Origin of the sequence: Spiribacter roseus (assembly GCF_002813635.1) — a bacterium.
Classification (GTDB): Bacteria; Pseudomonadota; Gammaproteobacteria; order Nitrococcales; family Nitrococcaceae; genus Spiribacter; species Spiribacter roseus.
Genome location: NZ_CP016382.1, coordinates 1,637,909 through 1,661,424 on the forward strand (window position 1 = coordinate 1,637,909; position 23,516 = coordinate 1,661,424).

Sequence of the window (23,516 nt, forward strand, 5' to 3'; positions counted from 1 at the left end):
GGCCTAGCCCTCCCGGTCCATGTTGAGAATGGTCAGATAGAACACATAGCTGAACAGCAGGATGATCAGGAAGTAGACCAGCGAGAACGCCGCTGCCGGTCCCAGATCAAACTGGCCGACGGCCATGGTCGTCAGGCTCTGACTGAGGAAGGTGGTCGCGTTGCCCGGACCGCCGCCGGTGAGCACGAACGGCTCGGCATAGATCCGGAAGCTGAAGATGAAGCGCAGCAGGATCGCGATCAGCAGCACGCCCTTCAGCTTAGGCAGCTCGATGAACCGGAACACCGCCCAGCGCGATGCGCCATCAATGCGGGCCGCCTGATAGAACGCATCGGGAATCGCCTGCAGGCCGGCATAGCACAGCAGGATGACCAGCGAAGTCCAGTGCCAGACGTCCATGACCAGGACGGTCAGCCAGGCGTCCAGCGAGTCGCCCGTGTAGTTGTAGTCAAAGCCGATGCTGTTGAGGATGACGCCGGCAAAGCCCACGTCCGGGCGGGAGAACACCTGCCAGATCGTGCCCACCACGTTCCACGGCACCAGCAGTGGCAGCGCCAGCAGCACCAGCGACACCGACACCCATGGTCCCTTTTTGGGCAGACACAGCGCAAGGCCCACGCCCAGCGGAATCTGGATAAGCAGCACCGCCGCCGAGAACAGCAGCTGCCGGATGAGTGCCCCATGCAGCGCCGGGTCGCGCAGCACTTCGGTAAACCAGGCGGTGCCGACAAAGAACCGGGAATTGGGCCCGAAGATGTCCTGCAGCGAGTAGTTGACCACGGTCATCAGCGGCATGATGGCGCTGAACGCCACCACCAGCACCACTGGCAGGACCATCAGCCACGCCCATTGGTATTCGCGCTTTTCCACTTTTCCTCCCCTTAACCGACGAGCTTGTCGTCGGCATACAGCAGCGCGTTGTCGACGGGGAACACCACCCGCAGACCGTCGCTGTCGATCTTTTCGGATTCATCCAGCCGGACGTGGACCTCGTGCTCACCCAGATGCCCAGTGACGAGCATGTAGTCGCCCAGGTCCTCGACCTTGTCGACCTTGATCAGGTGCCCGGTCTCGTCGCCCTCGGCCGGACGGATCAGCTCGGGGCGGATGCCGAGCTGCAGATTGCCGCCGGCCAGACGGGCGGCCTCGGCCATCGCCGGGTCAACGGCGATCCGCTCGTCCCCGACCACGGCCTCGCTGCCCTCCACCGAGCAGGCCATGAAGTTCATGCCCGGGCTGCCGATGAAATACCCGACAAAGGTGTGCTCCGGCCGCTCGAAGAGCGCCTGCGGCGTGCCCACCTGGAGCACCTGACCGGCGAGCATCACCACGACCTTGTCAGCGAACGTCAGCGCCTCGGTCTGGTCATGGGTCACATAGACGAGGGTGAGATTGAGCTGCTCGTGGACTTCGCGGAGCTTGCGCCGCAGCTGCCACTTCAGATGCGGGTCGATCACCGTCAGCGGCTCGTCAAAGAGCACCGCCGCCACGTCTTCGCGCACCAGCCCCCGTCCCAGCGAGATCTTCTGCTTGGCATCGGCGGTCAGGTTGTTGGCCCGGCGCTTGAGCACGTCCTCAAGGCCCAGCATGGTAGCGATGTGCGTCACCCGCTGGTTGATGTAGTGCTCGTCCATGGACCGGTTACGCAACGGAAACGCCAGATTGTCGAACACCGTCATCGTGTCGTAGATGACCGGGAACTGGAAAACCTGGCCGATGTTGCGACGCTCCGGCGACAGGTTGGTCACATCGCGGTCGCCGAACATGACCTTGCCCTCGGACGGCTGGACCAGCCCCGAGATGATGTTGAGCAGCGTCGTCTTGCCGCAGCCCGACGGCCCCAGCAGCGCGTAGGCGCCCCCGTCTTCCCAGACATGCTGCATCGGCTGCAGGGCATAGTCACCGCCCGGCGCGTACTGGTGGGCGAGATTATTGAGTTCTATTCGTGACATTGATCTACCCGCGTTACTGCTGCGGCGCGGCCACGAGCTGGTCCGCGCTGTCGAATACGTAGGCCCGGTTCAGGTCGGCATGCACATCGAAGCGCTCACCGGGGTGGACCACATGAACGCCGCGCTCCTCGACCACCCAGTCATGGCCGTTGACCGCGAGATGGACATAAGTGACCGACCCGGCCACTTCCGCCACTTCGACCTCGCCCTGCATGGTGATGCGGTCGTCATTCGGCGTCGCGTACAGATGATGCGGACGCACGCCCATGGTGTAGCGCCCCGGCACCAGGTCCTTCATCTGCCCGGGCAGCGGCTGATCGAACAGCCCCTCCACCTTGACCCGGCCGTCGTCGACCTGGATGGGCATCAGGTTCATCGGCGGGTCGGCGAACACCTGGGTGACGGTGGTGCTCGCCGGATGGCGATAGCACTCGGCGGTCACGCCATGCTGGATCACGCGCCCTTCGTGCAGCACGGTGGTCTTGCCCCCCAGCACCAGGGCCTCTTCGGGCTCCGTGGTCGCGTAGACCACCACGGTGTCACGGTCGGCGAACAGATTGCGCAGCTCCGAACGCAGGCCCTCACGCAGCTTGTAGTCGAGGTTGACCAGCGGCTCGTCGAGCAGCACCAGCTTGGCGTCGCGCACCAATGCGCGGGCCATGGCGCAGCGCTGCTGCTGGCCACCGGAGAGCTCCGAGGGCAGGCGGTCGATGAGGTGGTCAATGCCCAGGCGCTCAGCCTCGGTGCGCACACGCCGGTCGATCTCGGCGGCGGAAAGGCCGGCCAGCTTGAGCGGCGAGGCGATGTTGTCGTAGACCGACAGTGACGGGTAATTGATGAACTGCTGGTAGACCATCCCCACCGAGCGCTTGCGCACCGGGACCTTGGTGACCTCGTGGCCATCTTCGAGGACCCGGCCGGTATTGGGATGATCCAGCCCCGCCATGATCCGCATCATTGTCGTCTTGCCGGCCTCGGTCAGGCCCAGCAGCACATTGAACTCGCCCCGCTGGAAGGTGAGGTTCACATCCCTTAGATGCGCCTCACCGCCAACGGTGCGATTAACCCCCTCCAGGACGAGACTCATTACGCAGTTGCCCTCTTTTTCTCGTGCCCCGTAAACCAGGCGTTGACCCGCTCGCGCTGATCGGCATCCAGCATCAGGCCCAGCTTGCTGCGCCGCCAGATGGCGTCCTCGGCGGTCATCGCCCATTCGTGCTCGGCCAGGTAGCGCAGCTCGGCCTCGTAGCAGTCGGACCCGAAATGCTCGCCCAGGTCATCCAGCGACCGGGCCTCCCCCAGCATGGTCTCGACCTGTGTGCCGTAGTTGCGCACCAGCCGCCAGGCCATCGCCTCGGGCAGCCACGGGCGCTCGCGCCGCAGCCGCTCGAGGTAGCGCTCGAAATCGCCGTCCGGAATGTCGCCACCGGGCAGCGCCTCGTCGCCGGTCCAGTCTGTGATCGGCGCGCCCAGCAGCGGCGCCACCTGATCCACCGCCTGGCGCGCCAGTGTGCGGTAGGTGGTGATCTTACCGCCAAAGACCGACAGCAGCGGGGCACGTCTGTCATCCAGATCAAGGCTGTAGTCGCGGCTGACCGCCGAGACGTCTTCCTCGTCCGACTCGTCATACAGCGCCCGCACGCCGGAGTAGGTCCAGACCACATCCTTGGGCGCGATCTGATCCTTGAAATAGCGGTTGACTGCATCGCAGAGATACTGGATCTCGTCGTCGCTGGCGGTGGCCTCGGCCGGGTTGCCCTCGTAGGCGACGTCGGTGGTGCCGATCAGGGTGAAATCCTGCTCGTAGGGGATGGCGAAGATGACCCGGCCATCGGTGTTCTGGAACAGGTAAGAGTCGTCATGCTCGAAGATCTTGGGCACGACGATGTGACTGCCTTTGACCAGATGCACGTCCTTGCCGTCGTTCATGTCCATGGCGTTGCCAAGGAACTTGGCCACCCAGGGCCCCGCGGCGTTCACAACCGAACGTGAACGAACATTCCGAACATCGCCGTTCACGGTGTCGGTGAGCTGCACACTCCACTCATCATCGCCACGTTCGGCGCCGGTGCAGCGGGTGCGCGGCAGCACGGTCCCGCCGCGCTGCTCGACATCCATGCAGTTGAGCACCACCAGGCGCGAGTCCTGCACCCAGCAGTCGGAATACATGAAGCCCTTGGTGACGCCATCCTTGAGTGGTTCGCCGGCGTAGTGGGTGCGCAGATTGAGCCCTTTCGAACCGGGCAGCTTCTTACGGCCACCGAGGTGGTCGTAGAGGAACAGGCCCATGCGGATCATCCAGGCCGGGCGCAGCTCCTTGACGTGCGGCATCACGAAGCGCAGCGGCCAGATGATGTGCGGGGCGATGCCCATCAGCACTTCGCGCTCTTTCAGCGCCTTCTGCACCAGCCGGAATTCGTAATACTCAAGATAGCGGAGCCCGCCGTGCACGAGCTTGGTGCTGGCGGACGAGGTGTAATTGGCGAGATCGCCCTGCTCGACAAGCAGTACCCGCAGCCCGCGGCCTGCCGCGTCGCGCGCTATGCCTGCCCCGTTGATGCCGCCGCCGACGACGACGACGTCGTAGCGGTCGGTCTGCTGACCTTCAGAAGCCACAGGTGCCTCTCCTCCGTTTCCCATGTGGACGACTATACTGCCGCCTTTTAATGTTCGGTTTCAAACATACCACTGCGCCGGTCGGAGTCAAGCGAGCCGTCAGCGCCCGCGGATGCGTCAGTCACCACCAGACGGCCGCCATTCTCTTTCATGACCCGGCGCACGTACGCCGGCGGCTCGGCATCGGTGTACAGCTCATCGATCTCGCCCAGGCTCGCCACCCGCACCATCGCGTTGCGGCCGAACTTGCTGTGATCCGCGCCCAGCAGGGTCGAGCGCGCGTTGCGCAGGATCGCCTGGATGACGCGCACCTCGTGATAATCGAAATCCAGCAGCGTGCCGTCGGCCTCGATGCCGGAGATGCCCAGCACCGCATAGTCGACCTTGAACTGATTGACGAAATCGATGGTTGCCTCGCCGGTGATGCCGCGGTCGCGCTGGCGGACCACGCCGCCGGCCACGATCACCTCGCAGTCGGGGCTGTCAGCCATGGCGCTCGCCACATTGAGGTTATTGGTGATGACCCGCAGGCCGTGATGCTGGCGGAGCGCCAGGGCCACGGCCTCGGTGGTGGTGCCCAGGGTGATGAACACCGACGCCTTGTCCGGGATGCGCGCGGCAATGGCGGCGCCGATACGCGCCTTGGCCTCGGGCAGCAGGATGCGACGCGCCTGATAGTGGACATTCTCGACGCTCGAGGGCAGCCCGGCCCCACCGTGGTAGCGGCGCAGCAGGCCGGCCCCGCACAGGGCGTTGATGTCGCGCCGGATGGTCTGCGCCGTCACCGCAAAATGCTGCGCCAGCGCCTCCACCGAGACGAACCCCTGCTCCTGGACGAGATCGAGCATGGCCTGTTGCCGGCCATTGAGCCCGATGGGTAGATCCTCCGCCGCGATCAACGCGCGCCTCCTCCGTTCGGTTTCGAGCACCAAACTTGACATTTTTCTTCTGCACTCGATCATACCGCCTAATCAGAAAGGCGCAATCATATCGAGGAGAGCGGCATGGCCGATAATAACGGCATACTGGCCATTGATCAGGGGACAACCAGCTCACGGGCCATCGTTTTCGATCTCGAAGGCCACATCGTGGCGACCGCCCAGGAGGAATTCTCCCAGCACTACCCGCACAGCGGCTGGGTGGAGCACGAGCCCCAGGATCTGATCGACACCACCCTCGATACCAGCCGCCGGGCCCTCAAGGCGGCCAAGGCCGCCGGCGTCCATGCCTGCACCATCGGCATCACCAACCAGCGCGAGACCACCATCGTCTGGGACCGGCGCACCGGCGAGCCGGTGCACAATGCCATTGTCTGGCAGGACCGCCGCACCGCCGAGCGCTGCGCCGCACTGAAGGCCGCCGGCCACGAGGCGATGGTCGCCGAGCGCACCGGGCTGCTGCTCGATCCGTACTTCGCCGCCACCAAGATCGCCTGGATCCTCGATAATGTGCGCGGTGCGCGGGAACGGGCGCGGAAGGGCGAGCTGGCCTTCGGCACCGTCGACACCTGGCTGCTCTGGCGGCTGACCGGCGGCCGCAGCCATGCCACCGATGCCACCAACGCCAGTCGCACACTGCTGTTCAACATCCACCGTCAGGCCTGGGACGACGAGCTGCTCAGCCTGTTCGACATTCCCGCCGCGATCCTCCCCGAGGTGCTCGACAGCGCCGATGACTTCGGCACCACCGACCCCGAGCTGTTCGGCAGCGCCCTGCCCGTCGAGGGCATCGCCGGTGACCAGCACGCCGCGGTGGTCGGCCAGTGCTGCTTCCGGCCGGGGATGATCAAGAGCACCTACGGCACCGGCTGCTTTGCACTGATGAACACCGGCGATACCGCCGTGCCGTCGCAGAACCGCATGCTGACTACCACGGCCTATCGCATCAACGGCCAACCCACCTATGCCCTCGAAGGCGCGATCTTCATCGCCGGGGCCGCCATCCAGTGGTTGCGCGACGAGCTGGGCATCATCGCTCACGCCTCGCAGAGCGAGGGCCTGGCCAATGATGCCGAGGCCGAGGGCCTGTACATGGTGCCGGCCTTCACCGGTCTGGGCGCGCCGTGGTGGGATCCCAACGCCCGGGGCGCGATCTTTGGCCTGACCCGCAATACCGGTGTCGCCGAGTTCGTCCACGCGGCACTGGACTCAGTCTGCCTGCAGACCGGCGACCTGCTCGAGGCCATGGCGGATGACTCGCAGACCAAGCAGGCCACCCTGCGCGTCGATGGTGGCATGGTGGCTAACAACTGGCTGCTGCAGCGGCTCGCGGACCTGACCGGGCTGGATGTCGAGCGCCCGAAGGTGATCGAGACCACCGCGCTGGGTGCCGCCTATCTGGCCGGGCTGCAGCACGGCCTGTACCAGTCGCTGGAGAGCCTCGAGTCGCAGTGGTCGCTGGATGATCGGTTCAAGCCGGCCATTTCCCACCAGGCCCGGGAACACATCGTTGAGGGCTGGCACGACGCGGTCCGTCGGACCCTGACGACCGGGCGCTGAAAACGCTACTATGGCGGTATTCAATACCGTTGCCGGAGGATGGATGCAGTATCTGCACACAATGGTCCGAATCAGTGACGTCGATGCGTCGCTGCGGTTTTACTGCGACCTGCTCGGCCTCGAGGAGATCAGCCGTCAGGACAGCGAAAAGGGGCGTTTCACCCTGATCTTCCTGGCCGCGCCGGCCGACCGTGACCGGGCCCGCTCCAGCGATCGGGCGCCGATGCTCGAGCTGACCTACAACTGGGACCCGGAGACCTACACCGGCGGCCGCAATTTCGGTCATCTGGCCTATCGCGTCGACGACATCTACGCCACCTGCCAACACCTCATGGACAATGGCGTGACCATCAACCGGCCGCCGCGCGACGGGCACATGGCGTTCGTCAAATCCCCCGACGGCATCTCGGTGGAGCTGCTGCAGAGTGGCGACGCGCTGCCCACGCAGGAACCCTGGGCCTCCATGGCCAACACGGGGAGCTGGTAATGCCGGCGGCCGGCGCACGGCCCATGGATGACCGGCGCCGCGACCGGTGGGGCCTGGCCGGCTGGACACTGCTGGTGGTGGTGACCGCGATGGGCGGCATCCTCAGCCCGCCCGGGGCCTGGTACGCGGCGCTCGCCAAGCCGCCGATGACCCCGCCGGACCTGCTCTTTCCGATCGCCTGGACGCTGCTCTATGGGCTGATGATCGCCGCGGCCTGGCAGGTCTGGCGACGGATCGGGCTGCTGGCGGGCCTTGCCGTGCTCATCCCGTTCATCGCCCAACTGGGCGCCAACGGCCTGTGGAGCATCCTGTTCTTTCAGTGGCATCGCCCGGATCTGGCACTCGTGGACCTGGTGGTGCTCTGGGCGCTCATCGCGCTGACCATGCTGCGCTTTCGCCGGGTGCACCCGCCGGCGGCGTGGCTGCTGGCGCCCTATCTGGTGTGGGTCACCTACGCCGGGTATCTCAACATCGGCGTCATCCTGCTGAACGGGCCCGCGCCGCCAGCCTGATCAGCCGCGCTCGATGCGCTCGCGCCATTCCGCCTCGGTAAACTCAATGCCCTCGCGCTCCCACGGCGGGACCGGCGTGAATACCTCGACGAGGAAGTCGACGAACGCCCGGACCTTGCGCGACAGATGCCGGCGGTGGGGATAGAGCAGAAAATACGCCGAGCGCTCGTGGGGATACTGCGGCAGCACCGGCACCAGGTCGCCGCGCCGGATGGCGGGCATCACCAGCCAGGTGGACAGCCGCGCCAGACCCACCCCGGCCAGCGCCGCCTCGTACAGGGCGTCGGCGGTGTTGGCGCGGAAGTTCCCGCCGACATGCAGGGTCCGGTACCCCTGCACCGGATCCTCAAAGGCCCAGTCGTTGAACTGCGAGACCTCGTAGAGCGTCAGGCAGTTGTGTGAGAGCAACTCCTCCGGCGTCGCCGGCGCCCCGTGCTGCTCGATGTAGTGCGGCGATGCGCAGATGATCCGGCGATTGACGCACAGCCGGCGGGCGATCAGTGACGGGTCATCCATCTGCTCACGCCACTGGATGGCCACATCGATGCCTTCCTCGATCAGGTCTACCTGGCGGTCGGTCAGCTCGAACTCGATATTGAGCTCGGGATAGCGCTCGAGAAAGTCCTGGATGCGGGGCAGCACCTCGACCCGGCCGAAGGCCACCGTGGCCGCCACCCTCAACGTCCCCCGAGGGTTCTCGTTCAGCGCCGTGACCGCCTCTTCGGCCTCCTCGATCTCCTGGATGATCCGCGCGCAGCGCTCGTAATAGGCATGCCCCACCTCGGTCAGGCTGACCCGCCGGGTGGTGCGGTTGAAAAGCCGCACGCCCAGCCGGTCCTCGAGACGCCGGATCTGCTTGCTGACCGCCGACGGCGTGAGGTCGAGATCGCGGGCCGCCGACGAAAAGCTGCCCCGATCCACCGCCCGCACGAACATGTGCATTTCCGCCGCCCGATCCATCGCTTACCTGTTCCTGTCCATCACTAATGAAATGCTGTTTCGGATTATTACCTCTTGCGGGGAACAGCATACAATCCAATACAACGTCACCATAGCCCAGGAGATCAACCATGCCCATTCGCAGCAATCGAGAGATCGACCCCGCAGCGGCCCTTCGCCAGGCCGAGATCATTCACAGCGCCTATCGCAGCGGCGCCTGCCAGTCGATGGTTGCAGGCCTGCGCGAGCAGCTCGCCGAGCGCCAGGCCCGCCGCTACGGACTGCCCCGGGCCCGCTAGGCGGGGAGCAGCGCGCGCAGGCTCCACAGCGCGATCATGCCCAGGATCAGGGTCGGCAGGGTGGCCCGGGTTTTCCAGGCCACTCCCCCGGCCACCAACCCGGCCAGCAGCCGTGGTGCGTCGACACTGCCGTCGCCCTGCCACTGCACCAGCCCCGGCAGGACCAGCGCGGCGAACACCGCCGGCGGCACATAGCTGAGGCCGCGACGCACCAGATCGGGCATCTGCAGCCCGTGACCGAACACCAGAAAGGCGCCGCGCCAGATGAACGTGCCGACGCCGATCGCCGCCACCATCCACCACAGCGGATCAACCACGACGCCACCCCTCGGCCACGACGCCGGCGACGATCCCGGCGAGCGACGCCAGCGTCAGCCCCAGCCCCGCGGGCAGATCACGCCCCAGCACCGACAGGGAGCCGGCCACCAGCGCGGCGATGACGCCGGGGCGGCTGCTGATGGACATCACCAGCAGCGCCAGAAAGATCAGCGGCACGATAAAGCCCAGCTCCCAGGCCGGCGGCATCGCCGTGCCCGCCCAGTAGCCAAAGGCCGTGGCAAGCTGCCAGACCCCCCACAGCGGCAGCGCCACCCCAAAATAGAACCAGTGATTGAAGCGCTCGCCGCCGCGGGTCATGACCCGGGAGATGGTCAGCGCATAGGCCTGATCGGTGAGGATATAGGCCATCAGCGATCGACTGCCCGCCCCCACATGCCGGAAGTGCGGCGCCAGATGGGCGCTGTACATCAGCATGCGCAGATTGATGATGAGCGCGGTCAGCACCACCAGCGGCGCCGCGGCACCGGCGTCGATCAACTGAATGCTCGCGAGCTGCGAGGCGCCGGCGAACACGATCAGCGACATCCCCAGGGTGAGCGCCGCGCCCAGCCCGGCGTCCAGACCCGCCACCCCCGCGGTCACCCCGAACGGAACGATCGCGGCGACCATGGGCGCGACGGCCTTCAGGCCATCACTGAACGCCTGCTGACGGGCGGATGCCATCCCGGCGCCTTCAGGCCGCCGGCGGCGGCGTTGCCGTGAACGAGGGCCGCTCCAGCATGCGCGCCAGCCACTCACCGGCCGCCGGCTGTGCCGCCCGCCAGGGGATCTCGCCGCCAAAGCGAAAATCCACCCAGGCCAGGGCCACCGCCGTCGCCAGATCGCCAAGATCGGGATCCTCCGCCGGCGCCTGCTCCTCGATGCCCACCGCCAATGCGTTGGCGGCGCGCTCCAGGGCGTCAAAGCGCCGCCGCGCCAGCGGAGTGTGGGGATCGCCATGGCGGCGCTCCGTGATCACCCCGGCCCTATTGTCGATGCAGCCAATCGCCTGACCCAGCCGCGCATGCACCGACTCCACGGCATCGCGCGGCATCAGGCGCGGCTCGGGATAGCGGCGCTCGAGGAACAGCGCGATCACCGCCGCCTCGCACAGCACCTGACCACTGGGCATGACCAGCGTGGGGACGCGCGAGTGGGTGTTGACCGCGACCAGTTCCGCCGGCGACGCCCAGGGATCGACGAAGCGATAGTCCACACGGTCCTGGAGCTGCTTTTCCAGCAGGGTCACCCGCACCAGGCGGGCGTACGGCGACGTCGGTGATGTGAACAGTTTCATCGGCTGCCTACCCCCCGGTTGGATACGGCCTGATGCACATTATGCCCGAGCATCAGCAGACACGGCGTCAGCACCAGAGTAAGCACCGTGGCAAACGTGAGGCCACCGGCAATGGTGGCCGAGAGCTCCGCCCACCACTGGGTGGACGGCGCGTTGAACTCGATGCGGCGGCCCAGCAGATCGACGTTGAGCTTGAGCACCATGGGCATCAGCGCCAGCACCGTGGTCACCGAGGTGAGCAGCACCGGGCGCAGACGCTGCACGGCGGTCCGCTGAATGGCCTCGCGCACCGGCAGGCCGTCGGCCCGCAGGCCATTGTAGGTGTCGATGAGCACGATGTTGTTGTTCACCACAATGCCGGCCAGGGCGATTGCGCCCACCCCGCCCATGACAATGCCGAACGGCCGCTGGGTGACCATCAGCCCCAGCAGCACCCCGGCGCTGGACAGCACGATGGCCGAGAGCACCAACAGCGTCTGATAGAGACTATTGAACTGCGTGAGCAGGATGATGCACATCAGCGCGATCGCCACCACAAAGGCCGTCGACAGGAACGACTGCGCCTCGCGCTGGTCCTCGTCCTCGCCCTTGAACGCCACGCTGACGCCGGCCGGCAGCGGATCCTCGGCAATCGATGCGCGCAGCGCCGCGACCCGGTCATCCACCAGCCGGCCCGCCTCGACATCGGCATTGACGGTCAGCACGCGCTGGCGGTCGATCCGCTCCAGCGTGCCGGTCCGGGGGGTGGGCTCAAAGTCGACGAAATGGCTCACCGGGACCTGGCCGTGGCGCGTCGGCACCCGCAGCTCGCCCAGACTGCCGAGGCTGCGATCCTCAAGCGGGTAGCGCACGCGGATGTCCACCTCGTCATCGGCGTCGTCCGGGCGATAGTCGGCGATCAGTATCCCGTTGGTCACCAACTGCACGGCATTGCCCACGCGCTGGACATCGGCGTCGTATCGGGCCGCCCGTTCGCGGTCCACGCGCAGGGCCCACTCGATGCCCGGCAGCGGGCGGTTGTCTTCGACATCGGCAAAGCCCCCCAACCGGTGCATGCGCTCGCGCAGCGCCTCGACCCCGGCCGCGAGCCGATCCTTATCGCCCGAGACCTGCAGCTCCACCGGTTTCGCCTGACCCGGTCCCTGGGTCTGCTCGGCGATCTGGATGCGGATGCCGGGGATATCGGCAAGCGCGGCGCGGATGTCCTCAATGATCGCCGTCGCCGGTCGGCGCCGGGTCCAGTCGATGAATTCCAGTTGCACCACGCCGATGGCATCGCGGGCCAGCGACTGCCCGCCGGTGCGGGTGGGATCGGCGAAGGTGCGGGCATAGGCGAAGTCGACCTCGTCGAACCCGGCCAGACGCGCCTCCACCGTCTGCACCAGCGCGTCCTTTTCATGGATCGACAGATCCCCCCGGGCCTGGACCTGCACGCGGGCATAGTCGGGCTCGGTGGCGGGGAAGAACTCCACGCCGACGCCGAAGCGGCCATAGGCGATCCACGTCGAGACCACCACCGCCAGAATCACCAGCAGCACCGTGCCCGGCATGCGCAGTGCCCCGCGCAGCAGCCGATGATAGCCGCCGGCCACCCCGCCCAGGGTGTCAAGATCCCCCGTCTCGGCGATCTCAATGCGGCGATGATGCCCGCCGGGATGCGCCTCGCGCCGGCCCAGCCAGCCACCCAGCACCGGGATGAACACCAGCGCCATCGCCAGCGAGGCGGTCAGCGTCACGATCACCGTAATGGGCAAGTACTTCATGAACTGACCGACCAGCCCACCCCAGAACAGCAGCGGCACGAACACCGACAGCGTCGTCACCGTTGCGGCGATGATCGGCCAGCTCATGCGCCAGGCGCCGTAGCGATAGGCCTCACGCGGCGACGCCCCCTCGGCCAGGCGGCGCTCGGCAAGCTCCACCACCACGATGGCCGCATCCACCAGCATGCCCACCACCAGGATCAGGCTGAACAGCACGACGATGTTCAGCGTGTAGCCCATGGCATTGATCACGAGAATGCCGGCCAGAAACGAGCCCGGGATGGCCAGGCCCACCAGCAGCGCCGGCCGCCAGCCCATGACCGCCACCACCACGATCATCACCAGCACCACCGCGGTCAGCACGTTGTTCTGCAGATCCCGCAGCATGGTGCGGATATCCTCGGAGCGATCCTGCAGATAGGTCACCTGCATGGCCGCCGGCCAGTTGTCGCGCTCGGCCGCGACGATTCCGCGGATGCGGTTGTTGACGTCGATGATGTTGGCGCCGACCCGCTTGGAGACCTCCAGCGTGACCGCCGGCTCACCGTTGACCCGGGCGAACTCGTCGACGTCCTTGAAGGTGCGCCGCACGCTCGCCACATCACCGAAGGTGACCACCCGATCATCGGTCACCTTGACCGGCAGACCGAGGACGTCGTCCATGTCCTGGATGACCCCGGGGACCTTCACGGATAACCGCCCGGCGCCGGTGTCCAGTGCGCCCGCGGCGATCAGCCGGTTGTTGCGCTCCACCCGGGCGAACAGATCGGCGTAGGAGACGTCATAGGTCTGCATGACCCGGTCGTCCACCGATACCTCGAGCAGCTCTTCGCGATTGCCACCAATGTCGGCCTCGAGCACCCCGGGCAGCGATTCGATGCGGTCCTGCAGGGCCTCGGCTGTATCGATCAGCGCGCGCTCGGGGACCGCGCCGGACAGCGCGACGGTCAGCACCGGAAACAGTGCCACGTTGACCTCGTCGACACGCGGTTCCTCCGCACCCTGGGGCAGCTCGGAGCGGGCGATATCCACCCCCTCACGCACGTCGTCCAGGGCCCGGTCGGCGTCAAAGCCGGCATCGAATTCCAGCAGCACCGAGGCGAACCCCTCGGTGGCGGTCCCCTTGATCTGATCGAGCCCCTCGATGCCCGCGAGCTCGCGCTCCATGGGGCGCACCAGCAGCCGCTCGGCGTCCTCGGGCGAGATCCCCTCGTAGGCCATCGAGACGTAGACCACCGGGATGTTGACGTCGGGCTCCGCCTCCTTGGGGATGGTCTGGTAGGCCACGGCCCCCATGACCACAATCAGCAGCAGGACCAGCGTGACCGAGCGGCTGCGGCTTAACGCGGCATCAATCAGCGCGCGCATCGGTTCAGCCGCCGTTGGCGGAGGCGTTGGCCGGGACCGGGTTCACGGTGTCGCCGGGGCGGACAAAGCCCTGGCCCACGGTGATCAGGCGCACCCGATCCGGCAGCCCGGTCACCCAGACGCCGTCGCGCTCGGTGCGCACGATATCCACCGGGGCAAAGGCCACCTGATCGGCGTCGTCGACGGTCTTCACGCCGACCTCGCCCGACGCCGCCAGCGCCAGCCAGGCCGGACTCAGGAAATGCGCGCGCACCGTCCCCAGCGGGATGCGCAGCGTGGCGCTGACGCCCGCCGGCAGACCGTCGGGGTTGGCCGCCTCGACCTCGACCCGAAAGGTACGCGAGCCCGCCTCGGCGGCGTTGCCGATACGCCGCACCGTGCCGATCAGGGTGTCGCCGGTGGCCAGCTCGATGCGCACCTCGCGCCCGGTTTCGACCTGGCGGATGGACTGCTGGGCGACATGGCCGATGGCGACCAGCGGGTCGACATCGATGATCCGCACCACCTGCTCGCCGGCGGCCAGATAGTCGCCGGTGTCCACACCACGCGATTCCACCTGACCGGCGATGGGTGCCGTGATGCGGGTGTTGTCGATTTCCTCTTCGATGGCGGCGCGCCGGGCGCGGGCCGATTCCAGCGCCGCGCGCGCCTCGGTGACGGCGATCTGCGACTGAAAGCCATCGCCCGAGAGCTGCCGGGCAGCCTCGAAATCCGCCTCGGCCTGGTCAACCCGGGCCTGTGCCTCGGTACGGCGGGCTTCGCGATCACCCATCGCCAGCTCGACGATGGGATCCCCCGGGGCGACGGTGTCACCGGCTTCGACCTGCACCGCCGCCACCTGGCCACCGGTTTCAGCACGCAACTGGACATCGCGGTCAGCCACGGTATCACCCTGGCTCTCGAGAAAGCGCTCGACGCGCTCGGCCTCAAGCTCGGTGACCGCCACGTCCATGACCGGCGCCGCCGCCCCGGCATCACGCTCAGCGGACGGCGCATCGGCACGCTCGCCGATCCGGCCGCTCAGCATCCAGGTGCCGACGACCAGCGCCGCCGCCAGGGCAAGGAGATACGACCGGAGGTTCATGGCTCGAAGTGATGCCCGAACTTGGCCGCCTTGGTCTCGAGATAGGCGTGATTGTGGGGATTGCGCCCGGCCAGCAGCGGCAGTCGCTCGATCACCCGCATGCCGGCGGCCTCAAGGCCCTCGACCTTGGCCGGGTTGTTGGTCATCAGCCGCACCGCTGTCACGCCCAGCGCGCCCAGCATGGAGGCGGCCACGCCATAATCGCGGGCATCGGCAGCAAAGCCCAGCACCTCGTTGGCCTCGACGGTATCCGCGCCGGCCTCATCCTGAACGCCATAGGCGCGGATCTTGTTGAGCAGGCCGATGCCCCGGCCCTCCTGGCGCAGGTACACCAGCACGCCCTCGCCGGCCTCGCCGATCCGCTGCATGGCCGCCTCAAGCTGGGGGCCACAGTCACAGCGCTGGCTGAACAGGGCATCGCCGGTCAGGCACTCCGAGTGTACGCGCACCAGCGGCGCCTCGGCCGCGGCAGGATCCCCCATCACCAGCGCCACATGCTCGCCGCCGTTATCGGCCTGAAAACCGTGGATGCGGAACGTCCCCCAGCGCGTCGGCAGGCGGGCCTGACTGGTCTCGCGGGCGCTGGACTCAACGGCCATGCGGCGCGTCCAGGTCGATCACCGGACCGGCCGGGATGATGCCGGTGGGATTGATCATCGGGTGGCTGGTGTAATAGTGGCGCTTGATGTGATCAATGCTCACCGTCCCGGCGATCCCCGGCTGCTGATAGAGATCGCGCAGATAGCCACTGAGGTGCGGATAGTCGTCGATGCGGCGGATATTGCACTTGAAGTGCCCGACATACACCGGGTCAAAGCGCACCAGCGTGGTGAACAGCCGCCAGTCGGCCTCGGTGATGGCGTCGCCGGCCAGGTAGCGCTGATCGCCCAGCCGGGCCTCGAGCTCGTCGAGGGCGGCAAAAAGCTCGCCCACGGCCTGTTCATAGGCCGTCTGGGCGGTGGCGAAACCCGCCTTGTACACGCCATTGTTGACGGCGTGATAGACCTGCGCGTTAAGGGCGTCGATGGTCTCGGCCCGATCGGCGGGGTAGAGATCCAGATCGTCGGCCACCCCCGGCAGATCATTGAAGGCGTGGTTGAAAATACGCACCAGATCCGCCGACTCGTTGTTGACCAGCGTTTCACGCTGCCGGTCCCAGAGCGCCGGCACCGTGACCCGGCCGGTGTAGTGCGGATCGGCCTTCTGATAGATCTGATGCAGATACTCGAGGCCGAACAGCGCATCGGCGGTGGCCCCGGGGTAGCTGTCATCGAAATGCCAGCCGCCGCTGCCCATGTAGGGATGCACCACCGAGACCCCGATATGCGGCTCGAGGCCCTTCAACCGGCGGACGATCAGCGCCCGGTGCGCCCACGGGCAGGCCAGCGACACATACAGGTGATAGCGGCCCGATTCCGGCGGGTGATCGCCCTGCGGATCGATCGGGTTGCGGAACACCGTCTCGGGCCGCTCGAAGCGCCCGCCGGTGGATTCGGTGTCATACCACTGGTCGTGCCAGACGCCGTCTACGAGCAATCCCATTGCACTGGCTCCTAAGTCGCGAGACGCCCGGCGATTTCCGCCACATGGCGCCCCTGAAAACGGGCGATCTCGAGTTCGTTGTCACTCGGCTGGCGGCTGCCATCGCCATCGGAAAGCGTGGTCGCGCCGTAGGGCGTGCCGCCGGTGATCTCGTCCATGGTGGTCAGCGCCGGGCAGGAGTAGGGCACACCCACCACCACCATGCCCTGGTGGAACAGCGTCGTGTGGAACGAGGTCAGCGTGGTCTCCTGACCGCCATGCTGGCTGCCGGTGCTGGCGAAAACGCTGCCCACCTTGCCGATCAGCTTGCCGCTGGCCCACAACGACCCGGTCTGATCGAGGAAGTTGCGCATCTGCGCGGCCATGTTGCCAAACCGCGTCGGGGTCCCGAACAGGATGGCATCGTAGTCGGCCAGCTCATCCGGGCTTGCCAGCGGCGCGGCCTGATCGAGCTTGGCGCCGGCCGCCCGGGCCACGTCCTCGGGCATGAGCTCGGGCACCCGCTTGACGACCACCTCGGCGCCCTCCACCGATCGCGCGCCCTCGGCAATGGCACCGGCCATCGTCTCGACATGCCCCCAGGTGCTGTAATAAACCACCAGAATACGGCTCATACCCTTGATCCTCTTGTTATCTCAGAAAAGTTCGTCGGGGTCGTTATCCGGCCCCAGCGCCTTGCCGGCCGCCCGCGCCATGCCGCGGATCACGGTCCATTCCGCGTGCACACGGCGCAGGCTCCGCTGCCAGGCCGCGCGCGCCTCGTCACGGAACGCCACGGGCCGGTCGGGCCGCTCGGCCCGACAACCCGCGTAGAGCGCCAGCGCCCGGTCGACACAGCTTGACAGCGAATACGCATCCGCCGTTTCGGCCAGCGCCTGACGCATCCGCGCCCGGGCCGCTCCGCTCAGGGACAGCATGCCCAGCAGCGCCTCGGCAAACGCCGCCGGCGGGGCATCGTCATCCAGTAATCGGCCATTATCCCCCTTCACCACCTCGCGTGCACCCGATGCATCCAGCGCCACCACCGGCACGCCGGCGGTCATGGCCTCGGCCAGCACCAGGCCCTGGGTTTCGGTGAACGAGGCAAAGCCGAACACATCCATCGCGGCATAGGCATCGGCCAGCGCCGGCAGGGCCAGCGCGCCGGGGCGCACCAGCCGATCGGCCAGGCCGGCGGCGGCAAAGCGGGCATCAATGTCGGCGCCGGCGGGCCCGTCGCCCACCACCAGGCAGATCACCGCCGGGTCCTGCCGGGCGGCCTCGACCAGCGCCCGGGCCAGATAATCCAGGTTCTTCTCCTCGGCCAGCCGGCCGACATGGCCGATGACCCGCGCCTGCGGATCAATGCCCAGACGCTGGCGGCCGGCGTGGGCGTCACCGCCGCTGAACGCCGCCCGGTCGATGCCGGTGGGCACCACCGCCAGCGGCGACTCCACCCCGCGCTCGCGCAGCAGATCCGCCACGCTCTCGCTGGGAGCGAACACCTGATCGGCGCTGTTGGCATAGCTCGTGGACAGCTCGACGACAAACCGCTTGAGCGCCGTGGAATCGCCGGGGACGTAGTGGGTGTAGGCCTCGTAGAGCGTGTGATGGGTGAACACCAGCGGGCAGGCCCGTCGTGCCGCCACGCGCAGGGCGGTGGAGCCGATCAGGAACGGGTGGTGGGCATGAATGATGTCGGGCTCGAAGGCATCCAGGGCCTCATCGAGCTTACCCGGCACCGGCAGCACCACCGAAAAGTCACTGCCATTGAAGTTCTGGATGGCGGGGATGCGCACCACATCGGGCTCGTCCGCCGGGGTATCGGGGAACACCGGCGCCACCACCAGCACCCGGTGCCCGCGGTCGCGGCACCCCTCGGTGAGGGCCGAGACGGACCGGGCCACGCCACCGACATGCGGAGTGTAGGTGTTGGTCATCATGACGATGTTCATACCGGTGCCTCCGGCATTTCCAGCGACCGGCAGTGGCCGGCGCGGTCGATCGGCGGCTGTCCCGGCACCGCCAGGCGGATCCAGGCCGGCCCGGGGCCATCGATCCGCCAGTCGACACGATGCCCCTCGGGCGTTGGTTCAAAGCGCACCCGGACGCTGCCGAACGCCGTGGGCGTGGGACCGAAACCGAACCCGGTCCGCGCGGCCAGCCAGCGCGGCTGGACACCGGCGCCGAGTACCAGGCCATCGCCTTCCTCGCGGACGAACGCGTTGCGCATCATCGACACCCATTCGGCCGCCGCCCAGACGTGCTGGCCATCCCCCATGCAGCCGCCATCGGTGCGCGGGTGGATGGCTTCGGGCCACTGCCCGGTGGGGCTCGCCAGCCGGGCCACCGCATCCATCAATGCGAGGCCATCGGCGTCGCCGGCCCGCAGCAGCACCTGGGCCAGGTGCAGGGTCAGATAGGCATTGACGCCGGAGTGGATCATTTCCTGGAAAAAGCCGCCATTGACGCGATGCGCATCCAGCAGATACCCGACCGTGCCCAGCAGGCGGGCATCGTCCGCGGCCAGGGTCTGCAGCGGAAACCCCGCGGCAATCGAGCCAATCGCCCCGGCATCCATGCGCCGCCGGGGCGAGGCCGGCATCACCGGCCGGCCCAGTCGCTCGCCATCGGCGGCGTAGGCCCGCTCGAGGCTCGCCGCCAGATCAGCCGCCTCGTCGTCCACCCAATCGGCCAGCGCCGGTTCGCCGTCGGCGCGCAGCCGCTCGGCCACCGCCCGCAGACCGCCATGCGCCCACTGATCGTCCCAGTAGTAATAGTCGTTGGGGCCGAGATGCTCGGCGCTGAAGCCGGCCGGCAGCAACCCGGCCTCGGGCCGGTCGCTGTCCGCTGGCAGCCGCTTGCGCGCCACCCACTGGACACCGCGCCGGATCACCCGCAGCCACTCATCGCGGTCCGCGCCCGGCGGCCACTCGCCGGTGAGGGCGTGGTGGCGGGCGATGATCCAGAGCGCCTGACCATTGGAATCCCACTCGCCCTCCTGGCTGTGGAAATAGCCGGTGGCGCGGGTCTGGCGCCCCGGAAAGCGGGCCAGCGAGCGGCGCCCGCGCTCGAGCAGCCCGGCGTTGAACAGCCCATGGATGATGAACGCCGCATCCCTGAACCAGAAGCGCTTATAGGTATAGGGCCCCGGGTAGATGTCTTCGACGGAGTGCAGCAGCAGCGTGCGCAGCGCCGTGTCGTAGAGCGCCTGATAGTCCGCATCCGGCACATCCAGTTGCGCCGCCGGGGCCAGCGCCTCGGCCCACGAGGCCGGGCCCACCGGATCGGCGGGCTCGGGCAGCGGCACCGACAGGGTCACGCTGCGCGACTCCCCGGGCGCCAGATCGAACTGCGCCGCAGCGGTCAGCAGCCCGGTGTCGCAGTCGAGACGCGCGGGGGTGACGCCCGCATCACCGCCATCGGCAGGCTCACCGGCAAGCCGCTGGGCGACATCCCCTGATTCGTAATCCGAGGTATCGATGCGCTCGGGGCGGGTGTCAAAGTCGAGCCGCGCCGGCTGCATCACGTGCTGCTCGTCAAACACCCGCCACTGCCACGCGGCCGCCGGCGACTCGCCCGGTGCCTGGTCAAGCCGCTGGATAAAGCTGATGCCCTCGGGGTTATAGGGGCGCAGCGCCAGCGCCAGGCGCCCACCCGCCGCGGCGGTGGCGGTGTAGCGACACTCCAGGCGATGGCCATCGCCGGCGGCCACCACCCGGGCGCGGCTGGCCAGTTGCAGGCCGCCGGTCTCGGCGGTGGTGGTCACGCTCAGGTCATCGTCGCCGCGGTCCAGCCGCTGATCGACGGCGGGCAGACGCGAGGGGATCAGCCACTCGCCATCGGCCCCCCGCACCCAGGCATCCACCGAGCCGCCGTCGATGAGCGGTGTCACCAGCCCGCGCGGGTCAATGATGGGCAGCGCGGCGCAGTCCGGCCGGCCCACCGCGGTCCAGTTGCGGTGGGTGAGATTGACGTGGGTGATGCTGAACGCCCGGGGCAGAAACGCCGGGCTGTGCGGGTCGAACTGCTGCTCGATCCAGTACGGCCAGATCCAGTCCAGGTTGTGCTGGATGACCCGCGTGTTGATCAGTCCCCGGGCATGAAAGATCATCCCGGCGCGCAGCAGCTCGATGGGCTCGGCCACCTCCGAGGGCTGGCCGAAGCGCCGCAGCCGCGCCATCACCGCCAGCGGGTCCATGAACCCCTGCGATCGGGCCGCCCGGCGCACCACCCAGCGCCAGGGCAGCCACCTCATTAACGCCATCAATCGCATCTATCGGTGCCCTATCGCTCGAATTTCTGAAACATCTGTGTAAAAGTTCTGTCCGACCCGCCGTTACAACCCCAAGACTTTCATTCCAACGGAGATCGTTGATGAATCCGGATCTCGACCACCATTTCGAGCAGATCATCACGGGCCTGGGTGAGGACCCGAGCCGTGGCGGCCTGGAGAAGACGCCCTATCGCGCGGCCCGGGCCATGGAATACCTCACCCAGGGCTATCACCAGTCGCTCGACGAGCTGGTCAACGGTGCAATGTTCGAATCCGACAATGACGAAATGGTCATTGTTCGTGACATCGAATTCTACTCGCTCTGCGAGCATCACGTCCTGCCCTTCTTCGGCCACGCCCAGGTCGGTTACATCCCCGACGGCCGGGTCATCGGCCTGTCGAAGATCGCCCGCGTCGTCGACATGTACGCCCGCCGCCTGCAGATACAGGAAAACCTCGCCCGCGAGGTGGCCGAGGCCATCCAGCAGGTCACCCAGGCGCGCGGCGTGGCCGTGCAGATGGACGCCCAGCACATGTGCATGATGATGCGCGGGGTGAGTAAGCAGAACGCGGAGATGAGCTCCTCGGTGATGCTCGGCACATTCCGCGAGTCGGTCTCGGCGCGCAACGAATTCCTCCAGCTCATCCGTCGCCGGCCGGCATGAGCGGCGGTATCCAGCGGCCCCTGTCGCGCATCCGGGTCAAGGACCTGCGGCTGCGCACGTTCGTCGGCTTCAACGACGAGGAGCAGCGCAAGCGCCAGGATGTGGTCGTCAACCTGCGCATCGACTACGACGCCCTCGCCGCCGCGCGCGGTGATGTGGTGGACGAGGCACTGGACTATAAGACCATCACCAAGCAGATCATCGCTCATATCGAGGACAACCGGTTTCTGCTGCTCGAAAAGCTGGTCAACGATCTGGTCGAGCTGATCATGGCGCACACGGCGGTGCAGTATGCCGAGGTCGAGGTCGACAAGCCCCACGCCCTGCGCTTCGCCGATTCGGTTTCGCTGACCATGACCGCCCAGAGGGACTGACTCCGCCGGCGGCCCCATGACCGTCAGCGCCTGGCTGTCACTGCTTGCCATCTGCGTGCTCGGCGCCGTGTCACCGGGCCCCAGCCTGGCGCTGGTCATCCGCAACACGGTCAACCGCGGACGCGGCGCGGGGCTGATCACCGCCGTCAGTCACGGCCTGGGCGTCGGCGTCTATGCCCTGGCGACGGCGCTGGGGCTGGCGGCAGTCATCGCCACCCATGAGACCCTGCACAGCGCGATCACCCTAGCGGGTGCCGGCTATCTGCTGTGGCTGGGGGCCAGTGCCATGCGCGCGGGCCACCCGGCCGCCGAAGCGGGTGCCGAGCCCGCCCCCGCCGATGTCATGCCCGGGCGCGGCGTGGCGGCGGCCCGCGATGGCCTGACCATGGCGCTGCTCAACCCCAAGATCGCGGTGTTCTTTCTGGCCCTGTTCAGCCAGTTCGTCACGCCCGGCGCCGGTGCGCCGACCGTCGCCCTGCTGGCCGGCACCGCCACCGTGGTCGATGCCGGCTGGTATGCGCTGGTGGCGACGGGTCTGTCCGCCAGCGGCGGTGCCGCCTGGCTGCGGCGCCGGCAGGTCTGGATCGAGCGGCTGACCGGGGCGGTGCTGGTGTTCCTGGCCCTCAGCACCGCCGCCACCGTGCTTGGCTGACGCTGACGCCGCGTCAGTGCGAGAGCAGCACCGGCAGGGTCATTTCGCCCAGGATCCGGCGGGTGGTCCCGCCCATGACCATCTCCCGGAACCGCGAGCGCCCGTACGCCCCCATCACCAGCAGATCGGCATCAGCGTCGGCGGCCGCCGACAGCAGGGCGTCGGCCACGGGGATGTCGACACTGCCCTGGTGGGTCGCGGTCACCCGCACACCGTGCCGGGCCAGGTAGGCGGCGACATCGGCCCCGGGCAGATCGGTCCCCGCCCCGCGCAGGCCCGGCGCCTCGGTGCCGATCACTGCCACCTGCACCTCGTCGGCCCGGCACAGCAGGGGCAGGGCATCACTGACCGCCCGGGCCGATTCGCGACCGCCATCCCAGCCGACGATCACCCGATGCCCCACCGGACGCCGCTGCCAGGCATAGGGCAGCGCCAGCACCGGACGCCCGGCCATGACCGCCGCCTGGCCGGGCAGATCGGCCGGCACCAGGTCGGCGGGCCGATCCGGGTCGACCTGGCCCAGCACCAGCAGATCGGAATAGCGCGCCTGCTGGGCGACGACATCCACGGTGCTGCGGTCAACGCGCAGATCCTCCACCGAGCGCCATTCGGTGCTGAGCGCCTGATGCGCCACCTGGGACTCAAAGATCGCCGCCAGCCCGGCGTTACGGGTCTGCCAGGCCTCGCGGTAGCGATCCAGCGCCTCGGGCGGCAGGTATTCGGCATGGGCGGCCAGCGGCTCGGCCACCGCCAGGCCGGTCAGGTGGGCCTCATGGGCGCTTGCCAGGGCCGCCGCGGCGGCGACGTGATTGGCCTCGTGGCCGTCCTTGTGCAGATAAAGCAGGATCGAGCGAATCATGATCCCCTCTCCCTTAGCCTGTTGTTGTCAGGAACA

At 67.6% G+C, this 23,516-nt stretch carries 24 protein-coding genes; 7 read left to right on the forward strand and 17 right to left on the reverse strand.

What is annotated here, in order from left to right:
• Nucleotides 1-3: 3 nt before the first annotated feature.
• Genes BBH56_RS08055 through BBH56_RS08075 form a run of 5 tightly spaced genes read right to left on the reverse strand, consistent with a single transcriptional unit; the run spans nucleotide 4 to nucleotide 5,467 of the window.
• Nucleotides 4-870, reverse strand: a complete 867-nt coding sequence (locus BBH56_RS08055; protein WP_198515210.1) for a carbohydrate ABC transporter permease — start codon at nucleotides 868-870, stop codon at nucleotides 4-6.
• 11 nt (nucleotides 871-881) lie between these two features.
• Nucleotides 882-1,952, reverse strand: coding sequence for an ABC transporter ATP-binding protein (locus BBH56_RS08060; RefSeq protein ID WP_110883397.1), 1,071 nt, complete (start codon nucleotides 1,950-1,952; stop codon nucleotides 882-884).
• A 13-nt stretch (nucleotides 1,953-1,965) separates the two neighbouring features.
• The gene (locus BBH56_RS08065) at nucleotides 1,966-3,039 is read right to left on the reverse strand and encodes an ABC transporter ATP-binding protein (protein ID WP_144346787.1); all 1,074 of its coding nucleotides are present in this window, start codon (nucleotides 3,037-3,039) and stop codon (nucleotides 1,966-1,968) included.
• Entirely contained in the window at nucleotides 3,039-4,568 is a 1,530-nt protein-coding gene (gene glpD / locus BBH56_RS08070) for a glycerol-3-phosphate dehydrogenase (RefSeq protein WP_148122502.1), read from the reverse strand. Before glpD ends, BBH56_RS08065 begins: the two co-directional genes overlap by 1 nt.
• 47 nt (nucleotides 4,569-4,615) lie before the next feature.
• Nucleotides 4,616-5,467 carry a DeoR family transcriptional regulator gene (locus BBH56_RS08075; RefSeq protein ID WP_450097527.1) on the reverse strand — a complete coding sequence of 284 codons (852 nt, stop codon included), beginning with the start codon at nucleotides 5,465-5,467 and terminating at the stop codon, nucleotides 4,616-4,618.
• A 105-nt stretch (nucleotides 5,468-5,572) separates the two neighbouring features.
• Between BBH56_RS08075 and glpK the strand changes: the two genes are divergently transcribed.
• From glpK to BBH56_RS08090, 3 genes are read left to right on the forward strand one after another with little or no spacing between them, the layout of a single operon-like run.
• Complete coding sequence (gene glpK / locus BBH56_RS08080; RefSeq protein ID WP_148122504.1) at nucleotides 5,573-7,066, forward strand: glycerol kinase GlpK; 1,494 nt, start codon at nucleotides 5,573-5,575, stop codon at nucleotides 7,064-7,066.
• Between the two features lie 10 nt (nucleotides 7,067-7,076).
• On the forward strand, nucleotides 7,077-7,553 hold the full coding sequence (locus BBH56_RS08085) for a VOC family protein (RefSeq protein WP_450097528.1): 477 nt from the start codon (nucleotides 7,077-7,079) through the stop codon (nucleotides 7,551-7,553).
• Nucleotides 7,553-8,065: a TspO/MBR family protein gene (locus BBH56_RS08090; RefSeq protein WP_318262527.1), complete on the forward strand. Its 513-nt coding sequence runs from the start codon at nucleotides 7,553-7,555 to the stop codon at nucleotides 8,063-8,065. The genes BBH56_RS08085 and BBH56_RS08090 overlap by 1 nt, the downstream gene beginning before the upstream one ends.
• On the opposite strand, the gene BBH56_RS08095 is transcribed toward BBH56_RS08090, so the two are convergent.
• A complete protein-coding gene (locus tag BBH56_RS08095) occupies nucleotides 8,066-9,025 on the reverse strand; it encodes a LysR family transcriptional regulator (RefSeq protein WP_110883403.1) in 960 nt (319 codons plus the stop codon).
• 110 nt (nucleotides 9,026-9,135) lie between these two features.
• Here BBH56_RS08095 and BBH56_RS09615 point away from each other — a divergent pair, with 110 nt between their 5' ends.
• Nucleotides 9,136-9,303 carry a hypothetical protein gene (locus tag BBH56_RS09615; RefSeq protein WP_157809134.1) on the forward strand — a complete coding sequence of 56 codons (168 nt, stop codon included), beginning with the start codon at nucleotides 9,136-9,138 and terminating at the stop codon, nucleotides 9,301-9,303.
• Here the strand turns inward: BBH56_RS09615 and BBH56_RS08100 are convergent.
• The 10 genes from BBH56_RS08100 to BBH56_RS08145 are packed head-to-tail and all read right to left on the reverse strand — an operon-like array spanning nucleotide 9,300 to nucleotide 20,921.
• Complete coding sequence (locus BBH56_RS08100) at nucleotides 9,300-9,620, reverse strand: AzlD domain-containing protein (RefSeq protein ID WP_144346792.1); 321 nt, start codon at nucleotides 9,618-9,620, stop codon at nucleotides 9,300-9,302. The genes BBH56_RS09615 and BBH56_RS08100 overlap by 4 nt on opposite strands.
• On the reverse strand, nucleotides 9,613-10,305 hold the full coding sequence (locus BBH56_RS08105) for an AzlC family ABC transporter permease (RefSeq protein ID WP_110883405.1): 693 nt from the start codon (nucleotides 10,303-10,305) through the stop codon (nucleotides 9,613-9,615). The genes BBH56_RS08100 and BBH56_RS08105 overlap by 8 nt, the downstream gene beginning before the upstream one ends.
• A 10-nt stretch (nucleotides 10,306-10,315) precedes the next feature.
• Nucleotides 10,316-10,918, reverse strand: a complete 603-nt coding sequence (locus BBH56_RS08110; protein WP_148122506.1) for a glutathione S-transferase family protein — start codon at nucleotides 10,916-10,918, stop codon at nucleotides 10,316-10,318.
• Nucleotides 10,915-14,049: an efflux RND transporter permease subunit gene (locus BBH56_RS08115; protein ID WP_148122507.1), complete on the reverse strand. Its 3,135-nt coding sequence runs from the start codon at nucleotides 14,047-14,049 to the stop codon at nucleotides 10,915-10,917. Before BBH56_RS08115 ends, BBH56_RS08110 begins: the two co-directional genes overlap by 4 nt.
• A 4-nt stretch (nucleotides 14,050-14,053) precedes the next feature.
• Entirely contained in the window at nucleotides 14,054-15,133 is a 1,080-nt protein-coding gene (locus BBH56_RS08120) for an efflux RND transporter periplasmic adaptor subunit (protein ID WP_148122508.1), read from the reverse strand.
• On the reverse strand, nucleotides 15,130-15,732 hold the full coding sequence (ribA, locus tag BBH56_RS08125; RefSeq protein ID WP_148122509.1) for a GTP cyclohydrolase II: 603 nt from the start codon (nucleotides 15,730-15,732) through the stop codon (nucleotides 15,130-15,132). The genes BBH56_RS08120 and ribA overlap by 4 nt, the downstream gene beginning before the upstream one ends.
• The gene (locus BBH56_RS08130; protein ID WP_148122510.1) at nucleotides 15,722-16,675 is read right to left on the reverse strand and encodes a glutathione S-transferase family protein; all 954 of its coding nucleotides are present in this window, start codon (nucleotides 16,673-16,675) and stop codon (nucleotides 15,722-15,724) included. The genes ribA and BBH56_RS08130 overlap by 11 nt, the downstream gene beginning before the upstream one ends.
• A gap of 11 nt (nucleotides 16,676-16,686) precedes the next feature.
• Nucleotides 16,687-17,289, reverse strand: coding sequence for an NAD(P)H:quinone oxidoreductase (gene wrbA, locus BBH56_RS08135; protein ID WP_148122511.1), 603 nt, complete (start codon nucleotides 17,287-17,289; stop codon nucleotides 16,687-16,689).
• Nucleotides 17,290-17,310: 21 nt separating this feature from the next.
• The gene (locus BBH56_RS08140) at nucleotides 17,311-18,609 is read right to left on the reverse strand and encodes a glycosyltransferase (protein ID WP_144346798.1); all 1,299 of its coding nucleotides are present in this window, start codon (nucleotides 18,607-18,609) and stop codon (nucleotides 17,311-17,313) included.
• Nucleotides 18,606-20,921 carry a glycoside hydrolase family 15 protein gene (locus tag BBH56_RS08145; protein WP_318262528.1) on the reverse strand — a complete coding sequence of 772 codons (2,316 nt, stop codon included), beginning with the start codon at nucleotides 20,919-20,921 and terminating at the stop codon, nucleotides 18,606-18,608. Before BBH56_RS08145 ends, BBH56_RS08140 begins: the two co-directional genes overlap by 4 nt.
• A gap of 110 nt (nucleotides 20,922-21,031) precedes the next feature.
• Between BBH56_RS08145 and folE the strand changes: the two genes are divergently transcribed.
• The 3 genes from folE to BBH56_RS08160 are packed head-to-tail and all read left to right on the forward strand — an operon-like array spanning nucleotide 21,032 to nucleotide 22,621.
• A complete protein-coding gene (gene folE / locus BBH56_RS08150; protein ID WP_069134382.1) occupies nucleotides 21,032-21,595 on the forward strand; it encodes a GTP cyclohydrolase I FolE in 564 nt (187 codons plus the stop codon).
• Nucleotides 21,592-21,969 carry a dihydroneopterin triphosphate 2'-epimerase gene (gene folX / locus BBH56_RS08155; RefSeq protein WP_069134383.1) on the forward strand — a complete coding sequence of 126 codons (378 nt, stop codon included), beginning with the start codon at nucleotides 21,592-21,594 and terminating at the stop codon, nucleotides 21,967-21,969. Before folE ends, folX begins: the two co-directional genes overlap by 4 nt.
• A gap of 16 nt (nucleotides 21,970-21,985) precedes the next feature.
• On the forward strand, nucleotides 21,986-22,621 hold the full coding sequence (locus BBH56_RS08160; RefSeq protein ID WP_148122513.1) for a LysE family translocator: 636 nt from the start codon (nucleotides 21,986-21,988) through the stop codon (nucleotides 22,619-22,621).
• Nucleotides 22,622-22,634: 13 nt separating this feature from the next.
• On the opposite strand, the gene BBH56_RS08165 is transcribed toward BBH56_RS08160, so the two are convergent.
• Entirely contained in the window at nucleotides 22,635-23,480 is an 846-nt protein-coding gene (locus tag BBH56_RS08165; RefSeq protein WP_148122514.1) for a universal stress protein, read from the reverse strand.
• Between the last annotated feature and the right edge of the window lie 36 nt (nucleotides 23,481-23,516).